The sequence below is a fragment of the Sphingomonas sp. BT-65 genome (assembly GCF_026107375.2).
Taxonomy (GTDB): Bacteria; Pseudomonadota; Alphaproteobacteria; order Sphingomonadales; family Sphingomonadaceae; genus Sphingomonas.
Map to the genome: position 1 here is coordinate 142903 of NZ_JAPCIA010000001.1, position 16883 is coordinate 159785.

Consider the following 16883-nt stretch of genomic DNA (forward strand, 5'->3'; position numbering starts at 1 on the left):
CCTAGACCGGATGCCCCGCCAAACCCAAGCCCGCTCAGCGCGGCAGCAACCGGCGAAGCATTCGCCGCCAGGCAGCCCCCGGCCAATCGGATCCCCAATCCGCCTTCGCTTCGAGCAGGTCGGCGACCGTCTCGTAATGCTCCGCCATCTCCTCGTGCACGATCCGGGCGCGTTCGCTGCCGGCATGGCCGACGCGGCGGCGTTCCTCGCGCGCGCGATCGCGGAAGAGGCGAACGTCGCATGGCTGCACCCGGTCCATTTCCTCGCTCATGCGACGAGCATCGGTTTGCCGCAGCGATAGCCGTCGACGCGGACATGCGCCGTGCCGATGCTGAGCCCGGCGAACGACAGCAGCTGGAACAGCGCGGTCTCCAGCGCGGGTGCGGCCTGGAGCAGCTTGGCGGCGATCTGCCCCTCGCCGGGCAGGCCGACGCCGAGCCCGAGGCCGAGCAGGTTCACGTCGATCTGAGTCGATGTCAGCAAGGTGGCGAGCAGGTTGGAGACCCCGTCGGTGGTGGCGATCGCCTTGGCCTGGTGCGCCGCGATCTCGGCCTTGGTGAAGCTCAGATTCTGCCAGTTCGATGCCTCCAGCGCACCGAGTGCCTTGGCGTTGACCGAGAGCAACGCCGCCAGCCCCGATCCGATCGAGATCGCGCCCAGGTTGCGCCGGCTCGCCACCGCGGTGACGGTGGCGTCGTTGAAGCGCAGGCCGAGCGCGCGGATGAAATAGGACGGGTTGGGATAGGTGGCGGAGACGCGCACCGCGTCGCCCGCGCCGCCCGGAGTGAAGCTGCGGTTCTCGCCGCTGCCCGAAACCGATCCGGTCGCGATCTGCGCGACGACGGGCGATTCCACGCGGTTGGCGGTGAGCACAGCGCGGGCGCGCGTGTCGGCGCTGGTCAGGTCCTGCGCCGCGGTCAGCGCCGCGGCGTCCACCGCGCCCTGCATCCGCCGCCGCTCGAGCGCGATCGCGCCGACATCGACCGCGGCGGCGGTGGCGGCGAGCACGAAGGGCAGGGCGGAGGCGACCAGCATCGCGGTGGCGCCGCGGCGGTCCGTCCATAGCGCGCGGCTCACGCTCCGGCTCCCAGGATCACGCAGTCGCGGGTGATCGTGGCGGGCGGCAGCGGCAGCACGCGCGAGAAGCCGAAGATCGGTAGCCAGGTCGCGTCATAGGCGATGCGCACGCGCAGCCGCCCGCCGCTCTGCTCGGTCGCGCTGACTTCGCTCAGCCGCTCGGGACGGACGAGGAAATAGGACGGGCCGTGGGTGGTGACGAAGCCGGTGACCATCGTCCGGCGCTCGGCGAGCGTCTCCCCGGCGATGCTGTGCCGCGCAGCATCGGCGGCGAGCTGCTGCACCGAATGCGCCGCGCCGAAATAAAGGCCGAAGCACAATATTCCCGCCAGCAGCGAGATGTGCACCGGCAACAGGATCGCGAATTCGACGATCGCCGTGCCGCGCTGGTCCGAAACCATACGCATTGACCGTTCCCCCCGGTTACGGGAAGGTTATCCGGCCGGGTTGGTTAACGGCGGTGAAGGAAAACCGGGACTCTGCTCCGCATCGGATGCGGAAAACCCTCCGGAACGGATCGAACGGCGGTCAGCCGCGCGCCTTGAGCAGCGCGCTGCGCAGCATGGTGCACACCGTCTCGTCGCGCTGGTTGAGCATGATGTGGCGGAAGGTGACGATGCCCTGGCCGGGGCGCGACCGGGAGGGGCGCAGCTCGACGACCTCGGTCTCGGCGCGCAGCGTGTCGCCGATGAACACCGGCTTGGGCATGCGCACCTCGTCATAGCCGAGATTGGCGACCAGCGTGCCGAGCGTGGTGTCGCCGACCGAGATGCCGACGAGCAGCGCGAAGGTGAAGGTGCCGTTGACGAGGATCCGCCCGAACTCGCTCGCTCCCGCGGCTTCGGCATCGAGGTGCAGCGGCTGCGGATTGTGGGTGAGCGTCGAGATCAGGAGGTTGTCGGTCTCGGTCACCGTGCGGCGCAACTCGTGCACGATCCGGTCGCCCACCTGCCACTCGTCGAAATAGCGACCCGCCATGCCTGCTCTCCCTTGTTGTGACCTCACATAACGTGCGCGCCACGGCTGTCAGCCCCGAACTGCGCGCGCAAGGCCGTCACGATCGGTGCCGCCGCCTCCTGCATCGCGGCAGTGTCGTCGCCCCAGGCGAGCATCAGGGTGCGCGAGAGGCCGAAGCCGAGCAGCGCCGGGCTCGCCACGCCGTCATGCCGGTGCGAGGCCGGGATCACGGTCACGCCCAGTCCCGCCGCGACCATCGCCAGCGCGCGGTCGTCATTGGTCGTGCGCAGCGCGAAGAACGGCCGGATGCCGCGCCGGGTGAAGTAGCGGCTGGTCTCCGACAGCGCCTCGCAATTGCGGCGGACGATCATCGTCTCGCCCGCCAGCGCCTCGCCGGGGACCGCCGCTTCGCCCGCCAGCGGATGCGAGGCAGGCAGCGCGAGCACATAGGCTTCGCTGCGCAGCGCCTTGACCTCGGGTCCGGGCTCGCCATGCGTCGCGGTCAGCGCGAGGTCGATACGCCCGCGCGCGAGATGCTGCGAAAGCGCCGCGGCATTGCCTTCGACCAGCTCGATTGCCAGCTGCGGCGCGGTCTGTGCAGCGCGCGCTGTGAACGCCGCGAGATCGGCGGTGGCAAGCGTGCTCAACACCCCCAGCCGCAACGTGCCTGCCGCGGTGAGGCCGCCGATCGACGCCTGCGCCAGGTTGAACTCGCGCTCGATCCGCCGGGCATGCACCGCGAAGCGCGCGCCGGCCTCGGTCAGCTCGACCCGCTGGCTGTTGCGGCGGAACAATTTGGCACCCGTCTCCCGCTCGAGCTTGGCGATCCCCGCCGAGAGGGTGGGCTGCGAGACATTGACTTGCGCCGCTGCCGCGGTGAACGTCCCGCTATCGATGACGGCAAGGAAATAGCGCAGCAGATAGCGGTCGATCATAGATACGGTCTATGCTCTTGCGCGCCGCCTTTCAATTTTTCTCTGCGGCGATGTCCCGCTAAGCTGCGTGCAAAATCCCAGGAGAGCCTGATGAGCCTGCCCCAGATGGATTTCGCGCTCGGCGAGACCGCGGAGATGATCCGCGACACCACCCAGCGCTTCGCGAGGGAGCGGATCGAGCCGCTCGCCGCGCGCATCGATGCCGAGGATTGGTTCCCGCGCGACGAGCTGTGGCCAGCGATGGGCGAGCTCGGCCTGCACGGCATCACCGTCGACGAGGAATATGGCGGCCTCGGCCTCGGCTATCTCGAGCATGTCATCGCGTGTGAGGAAGTGTCGCGTGCCTCCGCCTCGATCGGTCTCAGCTACGGCGCCCACTCGAACCTCTGCGTCAACCAGATCCGCCGCTGGGCGTCGCCGGAGCAGAAGGCGAAGTATCTGCCCAAGCTGATCTCGGGCGAGCATGTCGGCAGCCTCGCAATGTCCGAGGCCGGGGCGGGCAGCGACGTCGTCAGCATGAAGCTGCGCGCCGAGCACAAGGGCGACCGCTACGTCCTCAACGGCACCAAATTCTGGATCACCAACGCCGCCTATGCCGACACGCTGGTGGTCTATGCCAAGACCGGCGAGGGTAGCCGCGGCATCACCACCTTCCTGATCGAGAAGGACATGCCCGGCTTCAGCATCGGGCAGAAGATCGACAAGATGGGCATGCGCGGATCGCCCACCGCTGAGCTGGTGTTCGACGATTGCGAGGTGCCCGAAGAGAACGTCATGGGCCCGCTCAACGGCGGCGTCGGCGTGCTGATGTCGGGCCTCGATTACGAGCGCACCGTGCTCGCCGGCATCCAGCTCGGCATCATGCAGGCCTGCCTCGACGTGGTGCTGCCGTATCTGCGCGAGCGCAAGCAGTTCGGCCAGGCGATCGGCAGCTTCCAGCTGATGCAGGCCAAGGTCGCCGACATGTATGTCGCGCTCAACTCGGCGCGCGCCTATGTCTATGCGGTGGCGCAGGCGTGCGACGCGGGCAAGACCACGCGCTTCGACGCCGCGGGCGCGATCCTGCTCGCCAGCGAGAACGCCTTCAAGGTCGCGGGCGAGGCGGTGCAGGCGCTGGGCGGTGCGGGCTATACCAAGGACTGGCCGGTCGAGCGCTTCCTGCGCGACGCCAAGCTGCTCGACATCGGTGCCGGGACCAACGAGATCCGCCGCATGCTGATCGGCCGCGAGCTGGTGGGGGCGGCGTGAGCGCTCCGATTCTGAAATCCGCGCTGTCGGCGGAGGACGAGAGTTTCCACGTCAATGCAGCGCACAATCGCGCCCTGGCGGAGAAGCTGCGCGCCGACGTCGCGCTGTCCGCGCTCGGCGGCAACGCGAAGAGCCGCGAGCGGCATACCTCACGCGGCAAGCTGCTCCCGCGCGAGCGGGTCGAGCGGCTGCTCGATCCCGGCGCGCCGTTCCTCGAGATCGGCCAGCTCGCCGCGTGCGACATGTACGAGGGGGAGGTGCCCGGCGCCGGCATGATCGCGGGTATCGGCCGTGTCTCGGGCCGCCAGTGCATGATCGTGTGCAACGACGCGACCGTGAAGGGCGGCACCTACTATCCGATGACCGTCAAGAAGCATCTGCGCGCGCAGGAGATCGCCGAGGCCAACCGCCTGCCGTGCATCTATCTGGTCGATTCAGGCGGCGCCAACCTGCCGCACCAGGCCGAGGTGTTCCCCGACCGCGACCATTTCGGCCGCATCTTCTTCAACCAGGCCAACATGTCGGCCAAGGGCATCCCGCAGATCGCCTGCGTGATGGGCAGTTGCACCGCGGGCGGCGCCTATGTCCCCGCCATGTCCGACGAAAGTGTGATCGTGCGCAATCAGGGCACGATCTTCCTCGCCGGCCCGCCGCTGGTAAAGGCCGCGACGGGCGAGGAGATTTCAGCCGAGGACCTGGGCGGTGGCGACCTCCACGGCCGCAAGTCGGGCGTGGTCGATCACGTCGCGGAGAATGACGAGCACGCGCTGACCATCGTCCGCGACATCGTCAGCCACTTGCCGCGCGATCGCACCCCGGACATCGCGATCCAGGACCCGCGCCCGCCCAAGTTCGACGCCGAGGAACTGTATGGCATCGTCCCGACCGACGTGCGCGCGCCCTACGACGTGCACGAGGTGATCGCGCGCCTCGTCGACGGCTCGGAGTTCCACGAGTTCAAGGCGCTATACGGCAGCACGCTCGTCTGCGGCTTCGCGCACATCTGGGGCATCCCCGTCGCGATCCTCGCCAATAACGGCGTGCTGTTCAGCGAGAGCGCGGTCAAGGGCGCGCACTTCATCGAGCTCGCCTGCCAGCGCCGCATCCCTTTGCTGTTCCTCCAGAACATCTCGGGCTTCATGGTCGGCGGCAAGTACGAGGCGGAGGGGATCGCCAAGCACGGCGCGAAGCTCGTGACGGCAGTCGCCACCGCCAGCGTACCCAAGGTCACCGTGCTGATCGGCGGATCGTTCGGTGCTGGCAATTACGGCATGTGTGGCCGCGCCTACAGCCCACGCTTCCTGTTCAGCTGGCCCAACAGCCGCATCAGTGTGATGGGCGGCGAGCAGGCGGCGTCGGTCCTCGCCACGGTCCACCGCGACGCTGAGACATGGTCGCCGGAGCAAGCCGAGTCCTTCAAGGCCCCGATCCGCCAGAAATACGAGGACGAGGGCAATCCCTGGCACGCGACGGCACGGCTATGGGACGACGGCATCATCGATCCGGCGCAGACGCGCGACGTGCTGGGGCTGGCCTTCGCCGCGTGTTTGAACGCGCCGGTGGAGGAGGGGTCGCGCTTCGGCGTGTTCCGGATGTGATGGCGATGCGCGTGCATCTTGATGGAGACCTCATCACGACCGAAGCCGAATTTCATTCGGCGTTGCGCGATGCGTCCGGTATCGACTGGTATGGCGGTAATCTGGATGCGCTGTTTGACCTGCTGGTCGGTGTGGTTGACCCGCCGATCGAACTTCATTGGACAAGCGCTGAGCGGTCGCGGGCAGCGATCGGCGAGCGTTTCGACCGTATTGTCACCGTGATCCTCGACGCGGTCGCCGAACGTGGAGCCGACAAGCTCCGCTTCACACTGGAAGCCGGGCAATGATCAACTCCCTCCTCATCGCCAATCGCGGCGAGATCGCGTGCCGCATCATCCGCACCGCGCGGCAACTCGGCATCCGCACTGTCGCGGTCTATTCGGACGCCGACACCAACGCGCTTCACGTGCGCCAAGCCGACCAGGCGGTGCATATCGGCGCTTCCCCCGCCCGCGAATCCTACCTGCTCGGCGAGCGCATCATCGCCGCCGCGCAGGAAACCGGCGCCGAGGCGATTCACCCCGGCTACGGCTTCCTCTCGGAGAACGCCGATTTTGCCGAGGCGGTGATCGCCGCCGGCCTGATCTGGGTCGGCCCCAATCCCGACAGCATCCGCGCGATGGGCCTCAAGGATGCCGCCAAGAAGCTGATGCAGGACGCTCGCGTCCCCGTCACCCCCGGCTATCTCGGCGAGGACCAGTCGCTCGAACGCCTGCAGCGCGAGGCCGGCAGGATCGGCTATCCCGTGCTGATCAAGGCGGTCGCGGGCGGCGGCGGCAAGGGCATGCGCCGCGTCGATGCTGCGCAGCAATTCGCCGACGCGCTCGCCGCGTGCCAGCGCGAGGCGGCCTCCTCGTTCGGCGACGATCGCGTGCTGATCGAGAAGTACATCCTCACCCCGCGCCATATCGAGGTGCAGGTGTTCGGCGACACCCATGGCAACATCGTCCACCTGTTCGAGCGCGACTGCTCGATGCAGCGCCGTCACCAGAAGGTGATCGAGGAAGCGCCCGCGCCGGGGATGAGCAAGGAGGCGCGCTTCGCGGCGTGCGAGGCGGCGGTGAAGGCCGCGCGCGCGGTCGACTATGTCGGCGCGGGCACGATCGAGTTCATCGCCGACGCGTCGCACGGCCTCCACGCCGACCGCATCTGGTTCATGGAGATGAACACGCGGCTGCAGGTCGAGCATCCGGTGACCGAGGCGATCACCGGGGTCGACCTGGTCGAATGGCAGCTCCGCGTCGCCTCGGGCGAGCCGTTGCCGCTGCGGCAGGAGGAGATCGCGATCAACGGTCATGCCGTCGAGGTGCGGCTCTATGCCGAGGACCCGGCGCGGGGTTTTCTGCCGTCGACCGGCAAGCTCGAGGCGCTCGACTTCGCCGGCACCGTCCGGGTCGATACCGGGGTGGAGGCAGGCTCGACGATCTCGCCCTTCTACGATCCGATGATCGCCAAGCTGGTCGCGCATGGCGAACATCGCGACGACGCGATCGCGCTGCTGCGCGCGGACCTGAGCTATCTCACGGTTTGGCCGGTGCGCACCAATGCCGGCTTCCTGTTCCGCCTGCTCGGCGACGAGGGTTTTGTGCTGGGCCAGCTCGACACCGGCCTGATCGAGCGGCGCGGCGAGACGCTGACCATCGATCCGCTGCCGACCGCGGCGGATCTCACTTATGCCACCGCGTGGTTCGAGCAGGATCTGCCGGACGACACGGCGAGGATGCCGCGCGGTCTCGAAGGTTTTCGTCTCAATCGCGCCCCAGCCACCGGGCGCGTGGTCAGCGTGAATGGCGAGCGCGTGACGTTCGAGGCGGATCGCGGCATCCTCGCGTCGCATTTCTACCCGCATGCGCGCGACGGCGCAGCGCTGCTGGTGCATGGCGGTGCGACCTTCCGAGTGAGCGAGGCTCGAACCGACGGCGCTGCTGGCGCCGCAGCCGGCGACGGCTCGATCCTCGCGCCGATGCCTGGCCGCATCGTCTCGGTCGAGGTGATGGAGGGGCAGGCGGTGACCGCCGGCCAGAAGCTGCTGGTGCTCGAAGCGATGAAGATGGAGCAGGCGCTCACCGCCCCGTTCGATGGCACGATCGAAACCCTCAACGCGACGCCGGGGGCGCAGGTCCAGGTCGACGCGTTGCTGGTGAAGGTGGCGAAGTTGCCGTGACCGGCCTGCGCAGGTCGCCACGTCCGCCAGCGGTCATCCTCCTTCTCCGTCATCCCGGCCTTGTGCCGGGATCCACGGCGCCGCGGACGGCGCGATAAAGCCTCTTGCTCCAGCTCGCCTCCCGGTGGATCCCGGCACAGGGCCGGGATGACGGTTTATTTGCGATAACAGCAAATGAATCGATTGTGGTCGCCCCGAAACAACTTTCCTACAGCCCCCGATCCGGCATATCTAACCGGTCCCATGCTCCACACGGGACATCTCTTGCGCCGATCCGAGAGGCAATCGCAGCATCCGCCCGCTTCAGGGCGCCGCGAGTCTGTCAACTTCGTCAGCCGGACAAAGATGACAATGGCGACAGAATCGCGCGCCTTGTGCGTAATTTGGTCAACTTTCGATCGCTATTCGGCTTGTCCCAGCCGATCGCCGGCCATCAGACGCCTCTCACTCCCGCCAGCTCTTGTCGGTGCGGTCGACCAGCCGCACCATCGCCGCGAAGTCCGCCGCCCCGGGTGCGATCGAGGCCTGCGCCATGTGCAGGTCGCGCTGGTGCACCGCGACCACCTCGTCGGACACCACCAGCGGCTTGCCCATCGACAGCGTCGCCAGCTGGATCTCGCATGCGCGCTGCAGCGCCCAGTGCTTGACGAACGCCTCGGGCAGGGTGCGGCCCATCGCGACGATGCCGTGGTTGCGCAGCAGCATCATGCGCTTGTCGCCAAGATGCGCGATCAGCCGCTCGCCTTCCTCGTCGCGCACCGTCACGCCCTCGAAGTCGTGATAGGCGATCTGCCCGGCGAAGTTGCAGGCGTAGAAGTTGATCGGCTGCAGCCCGCCCTCCAGGCTGCTCACCGCCATGCCGGCGGTGGTGTGGGTGTGCATGATGCAATGCACGTCGGGCAGATGGCGATGGAACACCGAATGCTGCACGAAGCCCGCACGGTTGACGAGATAGGGGCTGCCGTCGACCTTGTTGCCGTCGATGTCGATCTTGACCAGGTTCGACGCCTTCACCTCGCTGAAGTGCAGGCCGAACGGGTTGATCAGGAAGGCATGGTCCTCGCCGGGCACCTTCAGCGTGATGTGGTTGTAGATCATCTCGGACCAGCCGAGCATGTCGAACACGCGATAGCAGGCGGCGAGCTGCTGGCGCGCCTCCCACTCGGCGTCGGACATGACGCGGGTCGTTGGGGCGGCGGCGGTGGCCATGGTGCTCTCCGTCTTTTTTCGTGGTTGCGGTATGTATGCCACGAACGGGCGGGGCAGGGCAACTTGCGCCGTGCGCGCGAAGCGGCTAGGGGCGGCCGCAGTCATCTGGGGAGTAGCCAGCCGTCTTCGGACGGGCCTCCGCGTCAACATACTTGGTCGAGAGACCGTGGCGCGAAGGGAGCCGGCAACGGTTCGGGCGAGACCAATGGCGCCATGCTTTCCCCTCCGGCCGGGCGGGAGGGCGTGGTGTCGTTGGAGCTTCGCACCGCCCGGCCCGGAGACCTTGCTTGGAAGCCTTCCTGACTTCGACCGCGCTGGTCGCGCTCGCCGAGATCGGCGACAAGACCCAGCTGCTCGCGATCGTGCTCGCCACGCGGTTCAAGCGGCCGGTGCCGATCATCCTCGGCATCTTTGTCGCGACGCTCGCCAATCATTTCCTCGCGGCGCTCGTCGGGCAGCAGGCGGCGGCGATCCTCGAGGGGACGTGGTTCCGCTACCTCATCGCCGCGTCGTTCATCGTCATGGCGGCCTGGACGCTGATCCCCGACAAGCTCGACGACGTCGCGGACAAGCCCGCCCGCTTCGGCGCGTTCCTCACCACCACCGTGTGTTTCTTTCTGGTCGAGATGGGCGACAAGACCCAGGTCGCGACCGTCGCGCTCGGCGCGCGCTTCGCAGATGTGGGCTGGGTCACCGCCGGGACGACGCTCGGCATGATGCTCGCCAATGTGCCCGCGGTGCTGCTCGGCAACGAATTGGTCAAGCGCGTGCCGCTCCGCATCGTGCGGATCGCCGCGGCACTCTTGTTCCTCGCGATCGGCATCTGGATGCTCGCGCAGACGATGCGGGGTGGATAGGCTCGCGCGCATGACGGACTCGCGAACCTGGCTGGCGATCGAGACGGGCGGCACCAAGCTGCTCGCCCGGCTGGTCCGCGGCGACGCCGTGCTCGCGGAGGAACGCTGGCCCACCACCACGCCCGAGGCGGCGGAGGCGGCCCTGCTCGGCTTCGTCGCGGAGCGGCTGCGGACCGGGATGGTCCTGAACGGCGCAGGTATGGCGGCGTTCGGGCCGATCGTGGTCGATCCCGCCGCGGCCAATTATGGCGAGGTGCTCGCGACTCCCAAGCCCGGCTGGACCGGCGCCAACCTCCGTGCCGCGCTCGAACGCCGGCTGGGTGTGCCCGTCGCCGTGGATACCGACGTCAACGCTGCGGCGCTTGCCGAACGCGAGTCGGGCGCGGGCAGGGGGTGCGCCAGCGTCGCCTATGTCACGGTCGGCACCGGCCTCGGCGCCGGGCTCGCCCGTGCCGGCGGGACGCTCGCCGGCGTGCTGCATCCCGAGATGGGGCATGTTCCCGTGCTGCGGCTCGATGGCGACTCGGCCTCCAGCACGTGCCCCTTCCATCTCAGCTGCGCCGAGGGAATGGCGGCGGGCCCGGCGGTGCAAGCGCGGCTGGCGGGAGGGAGACTGGAGGACTCACCCGGCGATTTTGCCGCGATCGCCGACTATCTCGGCCAGCTTTTCGCGACCATCGTCCTCGCCTGGTCGCCGCATCGCATCGTCGCGGGCGGCGGGGTGATGGCCGTGCCGGGGCTGCGCGAGGCGGCGGCGGCGCGCATGATCGCTGCGCTCGGCGGCTATGGGGTGGGGGAGGCCGCGCTCGCGCCCGGATTCGTGCGCGCGCCGGCGCTCGAACATGCCGGCCTCGAAGGCGCGCTGCTCCTCGCCCAACAGGCCGCCGCAAACCCGTTGCGTCCGGCAACCGAATGATTATATACCGACCGATATGGAAACCCTGACCGCCCCTGCCGTCAAAGGCCGTCCGCGCGAATTCTGCGTCGATGCCGCACTCGCCGCTGCGCTGCGCGTGTTCTGGAGCAAGGGCTATGAAGGCGCGTCGCTCAACGACCTGACCGAGGCGATGGGCATCACCCGGCCCAGCCTCTACGCCGCGTTCGGCAACAAGGAAGCGCTGTTCCGCAAGACGCTCGACCTCTACGAGGAAGAGAAGCTCTGCTACATCAGCAAGTCGCTGGAGCAGCCGACCGCGCGCGAGGTCGCGCGGCACCTGCTTTGCGGGAGCATGGAGAACCAGACCAGCAAGAGCGAGCCGCATGGCTGTCTCGGTGTGATCAGCTCGGTCGCGTGCGGGGCGGAGGCGGAATGCATCCGTCAGGAAGTGCTCGAGCGCGGCAAGGTCGCGCGCCGTGCGCTGGTCGAGCGGCTCGAACGCGCGCGGGACGAGGGCGATCTGCCCGCCACCGCCGATGTCGAGGGGCTGACCAGCTTCATCTATGCGATCATGCAGGGGATGGCGGTGCAGGCCGGCGCCGGCGCGACGCGTGCCGACCTCGAACGGCTGATCGATACCAGCATGGCGATGTGGCCGTCCAAATAAGGGCTTTGGCTAAATAAGGACTTTGGTGCCCCGTCGATAAAAATTTATCGATCGGTACAGAAAGCCATTGACGCAGCGCAGCAAGGTTTCTATACCGGTTGGTATGGAAGTTGGACTCGCCTCCGGGCAGGTCCCCGCATCGAAAGGGAAAGCCGATGCAGAAACACTGTACCGTTCCCCAGGTCTGACGACGGGCTGACGCCCGCTCATCCGACATCCCCATGACCGGCAGGCGCCCGGCGAACTCGTAGTTCGCCGCGTGAGGGTGCGCGTTCGTGCCGGTCGACAGCCCGAATTCATGCCGCGCTCCCCCGCGACGGCAAACCGCGGTGTTCGCGCCGCGCACAGAGGAGACATGCATCATGGCGTATCTTGCCTTTGCCGAACATGGCGCCGCTTTCGCCACCCCCGGCGCTGTCCGCACCGCCCCCGAATCCGCGCGCTTCTCGGCGCTCGAATGGTCGGTGGTGGCGCTGGCCGAGCGCGACCGGCTCTCGAGCCTGCGTGAGCCCGGCCGCATGGCGGTCGCGCTCGGCAGCCTGTTCGGCGAGCGCCGCAGCACGCGGCTCGCCGACCCCAAGCTGGAGGCGCTGCGCCGCATGGCCGTGCTGACCTGGCACAATGGCTATCGCGTCGCCCAATCCGCCGTGCGCGGCTTCCTCGCCGCCGGCTTCACCCCTGATCATTACGAGCTGCTCACCGGCAGCATCGTCGCCGCACGCGTCAAGCGCGACCGGAGGAATTCCCGATGAACATGATTACCCGTATCGAACCCGTTGAAGACCTTCCCGTGCGCCGCCGCTTCCGCGACTGGCCGCTGTGGCAGCGCGCCTCGATGGTCGTCCTGCCGCTCGTTGCGGTCGGCGCCGGCGTCGGCGTGTTCAATCGCGAGAGCCCGGCGATCGCCGCGCCGCCGCCGCCCACCGTCACCGTCGCCACGCCGCTGACGCGCGAGCTCACCGAATGGGACGACCATGTCGGCCGGTTCGAGGCATCGAAGAGCGTCGAGGTGCGTCCGCGCGTCTCGGGCGCGGTGACCGCGGTGCACTTCACCGACGGCGCGATCGTGCAGAAGGGGCAGCTGCTCTTCACCATCGATCCGCGCCCGTTCGCCGCCGCGCTCAACGAGGCGCGGGCGGGCGTCGCCCAGGCGCAGAGCGATCTCGCGCTCGCCGATGCCGATCTGGCGCGCGCCAGCCGGTTGCTCGCCGAGGATGCGGTGTCGAAGAGCGACTATGACCGGCTCGCCGCCCGCGTCCGCGCGGCGCGTGCCTCGCTCGCCGCGGCGCAGGCCCGGGTCGGCGGCCGTGCGCTCGACGTGCAGTTCACCCAGGTCCGCGCGCCGATCACTGGCCGCATCTCCGACCGCCGCGTCGATGCGGGCAACCTCGTCTCCACCGCCGATGCCGGCGGGGGCACGCTGCTCACCACGATCAACGCGCTCGACCCGATCTACTTCACCTTCGACAGCTCCGAGGCGCTCTACCTCAAGACGCAGCGCGAGCGGACCAGGTCGGGCGCCGCCGCGCAGCAGGTTGAGGTACGGCTGCAGGACGAGAGCGGCTATAACTGGAAGGGCAGGGTGGACTTCACCGACAACGGGATCAGCGCCCAGTCGGGTACGATCCGCGCGCGTGCGGTGATCGACAACCCGGATTACTTCCTCGCCCCCGGCATGTTCGGCAACATGCGCCTGACCGGCGGCTCGCCCGAGCGCGCGCTGCTCGTTCCCGATGCAGCGGTGCGCACCGATCAGGCGCGCAAGGTGGTGTTCGTGGTCGGCAAGGACGGCACGGTCGCCGCCAAGCAGGTCACGCCCGGGCCGCGCATCGGCAACCTCCGCACCATCCGCGCCGGCCTCGCGCCGACCGACAAGGTGGTGATCCAGGGGCTGCAGATGATCCAGCCCGGCGCCAAGGTGACCGAGCGCGTCGGCAAGATCGAGGCGCCGCGCTCTCCAGTCGCGCCACCGTCCGCGCCGATCAACGAACCCGCGGCCTCGCAGGCGACCATCGCCACGCGCTGACGCCGCCGCACTGACGACGAAACAACCTCCGCCCGCTGACTAGCGGGCGGAGCCAGCCAAGGCTTTGCCCGATGCGCTTCAGTCATTTCTTCATCCGCCGCCCGATCTTCGCGGGCGTGATCGCGATCCTCATCACGATCATCGGCGCCTTCGCCTATTTCGGGCTGCCGGTATCGCAATTCCCCGCCGTGGTTCCGCCGACGGTGACGGTCGCCGCCAACTATCCCGGCGCCTCGGCCGAGACCGTTGCGGACACCGTTGCCGCGCCGATCGAGCAGCAGATCAACGGCGTCGACAACATGCTCTACCAGTCATCGCAATCGACCGGCGACGGACGCGTGACGATCACCGTCACCTTCAAGCTCGGCACCGATCTCGATACCGCGCAGGTGCTGGTGCAGAACCGCGTCGCGCTCGCCGAGCCGAGCCTGCCCGAGGAAGTCCGGCGGCAGGGCGTGGTGGTGCGCAAGACCTCGCCCTCCTGGCTGATGGCGGTCAACGTCCTCTCGCCCGACGGCTCGCTCGATCGCGGCTATGTCTCCAACTATGCGCTGACCCAGATCAAGGACCGGCTGACCCGCGTCGACGGGATCGGCGACGTCCAGGTGTTCGGCGCGCGCGACTATGCGATGCGCGTGTGGATCGATCCCGGCCGCACCTCGGCGCTCGGCCTCACCGCCGGTGAGGTGGTCGCTGCGCTGCGCGCGCAGAACATCCAGGTCGCCGCCGGTACGGTCGGCCAGCCGCCGTTCGACACCGGCGCCGCGCAGCAGCTCAGCGTCGAGACGCAGGGCCGCTTCAAGACCGCCGACGAGTTCGCCGACATCATCGTCCGCACCGATCCCTCGGGCGCGATCACCCGCGTTCGCGATGTGGCGCGTGTCGAGCTCGGCGCCGAGGATTATGGCGTCAACGCCTATCTCTCGGGCCAGGACTCGATCATCATGGGCGTTACCCAACGTCCGGGCACCAATGCGCTCGCCGCGGCGGAGGGCGTCAAGGCGCAGCTTGCCGAGGCGGCGAAGAGCTTCCCCAAGGGGCTCGAATACCGGATCATCTGGAACCCGACCGAGTTCATCAGCGAATCGATGAACGCGGTGGCCGAGACGCTGCTCGAGGCCGTGCTGCTCGTCGTGCTCGTCATCCTCGTCTTCCTGCAGAGCTGGCGCGCCGCGATCATCCCGATCGTCGCCATCCCGGTGTCGCTGATCGGCGCCTTCGCGGTGCTGGCGGCGCTGGGCTATTCGCTCAACACGCTGTCGATGTTCGGCCTCGTGCTGGCGATCGGCATCGTCGTCGACGACGCGATCGTCGTGGTCGAGAATGTCGAGCGCAACCTCGAGCATGGCCTGTCTCCGCGTGAGGCGGCGCACAAGTCGATGGACGAGGTGTCGGCGGCGCTGGTCGCGATCGTGCTGGTGCTGTGCGCCGTGTTCGTGCCGACCACCTTCCTCACCGGCATCACCGGCGAGTTCTATCGCCAGTTCGCGGTGACCATCTCCGCCGCGACGATCATCTCGCTGATCCTCTCCCTCACTTTGTCGCCCGCGCTCGCCGCGCTTTTGCTCCGCCCCAAGGCGGCCGAAGCGCCGGCAAGCGGCTGGCGGCGCTGGGCGTGGCGCGCGGGCGACTGGTTCAACCGCAACTTCGATCGCCTCGGCGACTGGTACGCTGGCATCACCCGGCGCTTCGCCTCGGCGCCCAAGCGGATGTTCGCGACCTATGGCGGCCTCGTGGTCGCTACCGGGCTGATCTTCACCGCGACCCCGGCCGGGTTCATTCCCGCGCAGGATCAGGGCTATGCGCTCGCCGCGATCCAGCTGCCCCCGGGCAGCTCGATCGAGGAGACCGACCGTGTGCTCAAAAAGGCAGTGAAGAAGCTGCTCGCGGTGCCCGGCACCGAAGCGGCGGTGATGTTCTCGGGCTTCGACGGCGCGTCGAGCACCCAGGCGTCCAATGCCGCCGCGGCTTATGTCACCTTCAAGCCGTTCGAGGAGCGCGCCGGGACCGACCGGACCGAGCTCAACATCGAGAACGACATGCGCGCGGCGCTCGCCGACATGAACGAAGCGTTCGTCTTCGTCATCCCGCCGCCCGTCATCCAGGGCGTCGGCAATGGCGGCGGTTATCGCATGATGGTGCAGGACCGCAGCGATGCCGGCTACCAGGCGCTCGAACAGGCGGCTGGCGGCGTGATCGGCGAGGCGCACAAGAGCAAGGAGCTCGCCAACGTCTTCACGCTCTACAACACCGCGACGCCGCGCATCTACGCGAACATCGACCGCGCCAAGTCCGACATGCTCGGCGTGCCCGCGAGCCGCGTGTTCGAGGCGATGCAGGTCTATCTCGGTTCGTCCTACGTCAACGACTTCAACCTGCTCGGCCGCACCTTCCGCGTGACCGCGCAGGCGGATGCGCAGTTCCGCGACGATCCGGCCGATATCGCTCAGCTCAAGACGCGTTCCAACGGGGGCGGGATGGTGCCGATCGGCGCGGTCGCGACCTTCGAGGACCGCACTGGGCCGTATCGCGTGACCCGCTTCAACCTCTTCCCCGCGGTCGAGGTCGATGGCGACACCGCGCCGGGCTACTCGACCGGCCAGGCGCTGGCGCGGATGGAGGTGATCGCCAAGAACCTGCCGCAGGGCTTCTCGGCGGAGTGGACCGATCTCGCCTTCCAGCAGAAGGCGGCGGGCAATGTCGCGGCGCTGATCTTCGCGCTGTCGGTGGTGTTCGTCTTCCTCGTGCTGGCGGCGCAGTTCGAAAGCCTGATGCTGCCGATCTCGATCATCCTGATCGTGCCGATGACGCTGCTGGCTGCGATGCTGGGCGTCAACTTCCGGGGGCTGGACAACAACATCCTGACCCAGATCGGCCTGATCGTGCTGATCGGCCTTGCCGCGAAGAACGCGATCCTGATCGTCGAATTCGCCAAGCAGGCCGAGGAACGCGGCGCCACCGCGCTGCAGGCGGCGGTCGAGGCGGCGCGGGTGCGGCTGCGGCCGATCCTGATGACCAGCTTCGCCTTCATCCTCGGCGTGCTGCCGCTGGTGACAGCGTCGGGCCCGGGCTGGGAGTTGCGTCAGGCGCTGGGCACCGCGGTGTTCTACGGGATGATCGGCGTCACCGCCTTCGGCCTCGTCTTCACCCCGACCTTCTACGTCGCGTGCCGCGCGCTCGCCGACCGGATCAAGCGCCGCCCGCGCGGCGGCGCCCCGGTGGCCGAAGTGCAGCCCGCCGAGTGAACCTGAACCGAAAGGAGCAAGCC

The 16883-nt window shown here is 68.3% G+C and carries 15 protein-coding genes, 1 pseudogene and 1 riboswitch; of the genes and pseudogenes, 10 read left to right on the plus strand and 6 right to left on the minus strand.

Annotated elements, in window-relative coordinates; genetic code table 11:
- Positions 1-34 precede the first annotated feature (34 nt).
- From OK349_RS00675 to OK349_RS00695, 5 genes are all read right to left on the minus strand, one after another.
- The gene (locus OK349_RS00675; protein ID WP_265115913.1) at positions 35-271 is read right to left on the minus strand and encodes a hypothetical protein; all 237 of its coding nucleotides are present in this window, start codon (positions 269-271) and stop codon (positions 35-37) included.
- Positions 268-1077, minus strand: coding sequence for a pilus assembly protein TadG-related protein (locus OK349_RS00680; RefSeq protein WP_265115914.1), 810 nt, complete (start codon positions 1075-1077; stop codon positions 268-270). Before OK349_RS00680 ends, OK349_RS00675 begins: the two co-directional genes overlap by 4 nt.
- Complete coding sequence (locus OK349_RS00685; protein WP_265115915.1) at positions 1074-1484, minus strand: TadE/TadG family type IV pilus assembly protein; 411 nt, start codon at positions 1482-1484, stop codon at positions 1074-1076. The genes OK349_RS00680 and OK349_RS00685 overlap by 4 nt, the downstream gene beginning before the upstream one ends.
- A gap of 121 nt (positions 1485-1605) precedes the next feature.
- A complete protein-coding gene (locus OK349_RS00690; protein WP_265115916.1) occupies positions 1606-2055 on the minus strand; it encodes a MaoC family dehydratase in 450 nt (149 codons plus the stop codon).
- 23 nt (positions 2056-2078) lie between these two features.
- A complete protein-coding gene (locus OK349_RS00695; RefSeq protein WP_265115917.1) occupies positions 2079-2969 on the minus strand; it encodes a LysR family transcriptional regulator in 891 nt (296 codons plus the stop codon).
- Between the two features lie 96 nt (positions 2970-3065).
- Here OK349_RS00695 and OK349_RS00700 point away from each other — a divergent pair, with 96 nt between their 5' ends.
- Genes OK349_RS00700 through OK349_RS00715 form a run of 4 tightly spaced genes read left to right on the plus strand, consistent with a single transcriptional unit; the run spans position 3066 to position 7979 of the window.
- Positions 3066-4217: an isovaleryl-CoA dehydrogenase gene (locus tag OK349_RS00700; protein WP_301531119.1), complete on the plus strand. Its 1152-nt coding sequence runs from the start codon at positions 3066-3068 to the stop codon at positions 4215-4217.
- Positions 4214-5815, plus strand: a complete 1602-nt coding sequence (locus OK349_RS00705) for a carboxyl transferase domain-containing protein (protein WP_265115919.1) — start codon at positions 4214-4216, stop codon at positions 5813-5815. The genes OK349_RS00700 and OK349_RS00705 overlap by 4 nt, the downstream gene beginning before the upstream one ends.
- The gene (locus OK349_RS00710) at positions 5815-6102 is read left to right on the plus strand and encodes a barstar family protein (RefSeq protein WP_265115920.1); all 288 of its coding nucleotides are present in this window, start codon (positions 5815-5817) and stop codon (positions 6100-6102) included. Before OK349_RS00705 ends, OK349_RS00710 begins: the two co-directional genes overlap by 1 nt.
- Positions 6099-7979 carry an acetyl/propionyl/methylcrotonyl-CoA carboxylase subunit alpha gene (locus tag OK349_RS00715; RefSeq protein ID WP_265115921.1) on the plus strand — a complete coding sequence of 627 codons (1881 nt, stop codon included), beginning with the start codon at positions 6099-6101 and terminating at the stop codon, positions 7977-7979. The genes OK349_RS00710 and OK349_RS00715 overlap by 4 nt, the downstream gene beginning before the upstream one ends.
- Positions 7980-8423: 444 nt before the next feature.
- On the opposite strand, the gene OK349_RS00720 is transcribed toward OK349_RS00715, so the two are convergent.
- Complete coding sequence (locus tag OK349_RS00720; protein WP_265115922.1) at positions 8424-9188, minus strand: class II aldolase/adducin family protein; 765 nt, start codon at positions 9186-9188, stop codon at positions 8424-8426.
- Positions 9189-9282: 94 nt separating this feature from the next.
- A riboswitch (yybP-ykoY riboswitch) is annotated at positions 9283-9463 on the plus strand.
- Positions 9464-9475: 12 nt separating this feature from the next.
- Here OK349_RS00720 and OK349_RS00725 point away from each other — a divergent pair.
- From OK349_RS00725 to OK349_RS00750, 6 genes and pseudogenes are all read left to right on the plus strand, one after another.
- A pseudogene (locus OK349_RS00725) lies at positions 9476-10059 on the plus strand (TMEM165/GDT1 family protein).
- Positions 10056-10961 carry an ROK family protein gene (locus OK349_RS00730; protein ID WP_265115924.1) on the plus strand — a complete coding sequence of 302 codons (906 nt, stop codon included), beginning with the start codon at positions 10056-10058 and terminating at the stop codon, positions 10959-10961. Before OK349_RS00725 ends, OK349_RS00730 begins: the two are co-directional and overlap by 4 nt.
- Positions 10962-10977: 16 nt before the next feature.
- Positions 10978-11589, plus strand: coding sequence for a TetR/AcrR family transcriptional regulator (locus OK349_RS00735; RefSeq protein ID WP_265115925.1), 612 nt, complete (start codon positions 10978-10980; stop codon positions 11587-11589).
- A 362-nt stretch (positions 11590-11951) separates the two neighbouring features.
- On the plus strand, positions 11952-12341 hold the full coding sequence (locus OK349_RS00740) for a hypothetical protein (RefSeq protein WP_265115926.1): 390 nt from the start codon (positions 11952-11954) through the stop codon (positions 12339-12341).
- A complete protein-coding gene (locus OK349_RS00745) occupies positions 12338-13615 on the plus strand; it encodes an efflux RND transporter periplasmic adaptor subunit (protein ID WP_372340526.1) in 1278 nt (425 codons plus the stop codon). The genes OK349_RS00740 and OK349_RS00745 overlap by 4 nt, the downstream gene beginning before the upstream one ends.
- A gap of 71 nt (positions 13616-13686) precedes the next feature.
- The gene (locus tag OK349_RS00750) at positions 13687-16860 is read left to right on the plus strand and encodes an efflux RND transporter permease subunit (RefSeq protein WP_265115927.1); all 3174 of its coding nucleotides are present in this window, start codon (positions 13687-13689) and stop codon (positions 16858-16860) included.
- The last annotated feature ends 23 nt before the right edge of the window (positions 16861-16883 follow it).